3 protein-coding genes are annotated in these 2,260 nt (G+C 58.3%); all 3 read right to left on the reverse strand.

Features of this window, described 5'->3' with window-relative positions:
• Positions 1–48 precede the first annotated feature (48 nt).
• Positions 49–1,341 carry a TonB-dependent receptor plug domain-containing protein gene (locus tag ABNS66_RS15725; protein WP_348655393.1) on the reverse strand — a complete coding sequence of 431 codons (1,293 nt, stop codon included), beginning with the start codon at positions 1,339–1,341 and terminating at the stop codon, positions 49–51.
• Positions 1,342–1,459: 118 nt separating this feature from the next.
• Positions 1,460–1,996 carry a chalcone isomerase family protein gene (locus ABNS66_RS15730; protein ID WP_289083255.1) on the reverse strand — a complete coding sequence of 179 codons (537 nt, stop codon included), beginning with the start codon at positions 1,994–1,996 and terminating at the stop codon, positions 1,460–1,462.
• Positions 1,989–2,168, reverse strand: coding sequence for a hypothetical protein (locus ABNS66_RS15735; protein WP_348655394.1), 180 nt, complete (start codon positions 2,166–2,168; stop codon positions 1,989–1,991). The genes ABNS66_RS15730 and ABNS66_RS15735 overlap by 8 nt, the downstream gene beginning before the upstream one ends.
• Positions 2,169–2,260 lie beyond the last annotated feature (92 nt).

A 2,260-nucleotide genomic window follows, 5' to 3' on the forward strand; every position in this document is an offset into this window, starting at 1 on the left:
GCCGTTGCTAGACATTGCCAGCCAGTGCCCGTCACTCCCACTCGATTATCAATAACCAACGGGAAAGACGATGCTCACATTCTCGTGATGCAGGCGCTGAAATTCCTCGACTTCATCCTCGCTGTAGTTCAGGCCGAGCTGCCAGAAAACGCTGTCGCCAAGATCGCCGGAAAAGCGCAGTTCGGCATTATAGAAGTCGGTGGTGGCAAACACATTGCGCTCGGTATTAACGGTATCCAGGCCCGACTGTGGGATGAAGCTGCCATCGGACTCAAACTGACCTGCTGATAGCAGCAGGACCATGTCACTGCGTTCACCCAGCCGGTAGTCGAGGCGCATGCCTCCGGAGACGAAGCGGTCATTAAGCCGAAAATTAAGGCCATTATTGGGCCAGTCGGCCGCTTGGGCGTCGGTCGTGTCGGGATCGTTGACCGGGTAGTTGGCCACATCCGGGTGCAGGGCGAATTCGCCGAGAATGGCATTCTGCGATTCGATGGCAATGACCTGCAGGGCTTGAGGCTCGGAGCGGTCGCGCCAGCCGTTGAGATGCAGGTTCAGCGTCCAGTCTTCGCCGCCTTCCCAGCGCAATAACAGCCGTGCGGCATCGCGGTCGACTTCGCCGAGACGGCTGTAGCCGAAGCGCTCGTACTCATTGCCGGGGTCGCGACCGGTTTTGCCATTGTAGGCATCGCTGCCCGCATAACGGGTGCGGCTGCGCTGCCAGCCTTCGCCGGATTGCGTTGTGGTGTAGGCCAAGCGGGCAAACAGGGTATCGGTGAGCGAGCCGGAGACAAAGCCCTCAACCGAGGTGGTGTCAAAGCGGCTGTAGCTGATATCGGCGCCGTACTCCAATTCTTCGCCGGGCTTGTTGGCGATGTAGTTAATGGCGCCGCCGGTCGTGTTGCGGCCATACAGCGTGCCCTGTGGCCCTTTGAGCATCTCTACCCGAGCCAGATCAAGGTTACTGCCCTTACTCATTACCGGAAACGGCAGGTTAAATTCGTCGACGTAGACGCCCACGGTGGCACTGGCAGTCTGGCTATTCTCGTTGAAGCCGACGCCGCGCAGGGTGTAAATGGGGACGTTGAACCCGCCATCGGCGTAGGAGAAGCCGGGCAGCAGTCGCCCTAGGTCGCGGGTGTCGGTGATGCCCAATGCGCTGAGATCCTCGCCTGTGTAGGTCGCGATGGCCAGAGGAATACTGTTGGCCCCCTCTTCCTTTTTCTGAGCGGTGACAACAATTTCTTCAATGCTCAGGCCGCGATCAGCGGCGTGAGTGAGGCCGGGCGCAATAGCCGCAGCGAGGCCTGCAGCGCAGGCGCGAGAGATAAAACGGGTCACAGCGAGTCTACCTTGGGCGTGTAAGACACTGACGAGCAGCGAAAAATGCGCAGATGCTAGCAAACTGTGCTGTAGCGCTGGCGGGTTTTTCTATACTGATGCGTTATATGGTTATAACTTATCGGGCGGCGAGTTCCTGCTGCCAGGCGTCGAGAAAACGGTCGCGCTGTGATTCACTCACGGCCGCAGGCCCCAGCCAGACACTCAATATGAGCTTGGCCGCTTCGGGGTCTTGCAATGTGCCCAGCACGGTATCGTTATGTTGCAGTTGCAGGCCGACATCTGTCTGCCAGCGCAACTGGTAGCGGTCTCCTTTCTCTACGCCCAGATACCAGCTGTTGAAGCGGGCGATATCGTCTCGATGCGGGGCCAATTGTGCATCGTCGTAGGTGTCCTCTAGCTGCTCCTGCGTCAGGTCGCGGAAGCGCTCGGCAGAAACTGACAGGGCGTACTCGATAATAATTTGTTTGCTGTAGCCGGGCGACAGAATGTCATTGTTGGCCGGTGCTTCCTGACGAGGATCGACCTGCAATTGGGTATAGGTCAGTTCTTTCCACAGCAGTTTGAAACGGTCTGCGGCTACGGTTTCCCACGGTGTGGCATGCAGCGTAGTGCTCAGCAGGGTCAGTATGACGGCGACGAATTGCTTAGGCATTGTGCACCTCCTCATTTAGATAGCGCAGCTGGGGTCTGCCCAGCATGAAAAACACCAGAATTTTGAGCGCGACCGGTGCCGCGACGTACGCGGCGGTAATCGCCCAATCCGGCGGCACGGTTGATTGGGCGGGTTGCAGCTGACTGCCCAGCCACAGGTAGCCAATACCCACGGCCACGTATAGGAAGAATAAACGCCCTTTTCACCCAAGTCCAACAGCTTTGGACCGCAGTTGACTCTTTCGACACCCCTGCGATGCAACCC

Source organism: uncultured Spongiibacter sp. (genome assembly GCF_964011655.1).
Classification (GTDB): Bacteria; Pseudomonadota; Gammaproteobacteria; order Pseudomonadales; family Spongiibacteraceae; genus Spongiibacter; species Spongiibacter marinus.

Excerpts from the sequence above, each read along its gene's own strand:
- ABNS66_RS15730 (WP_289083255.1), bottom strand. The coding sequence starts at position 1,996 with ATGCCTAAGCAATTCGTCGCCGTCATACTGACCCTGCTGAGCACTACG.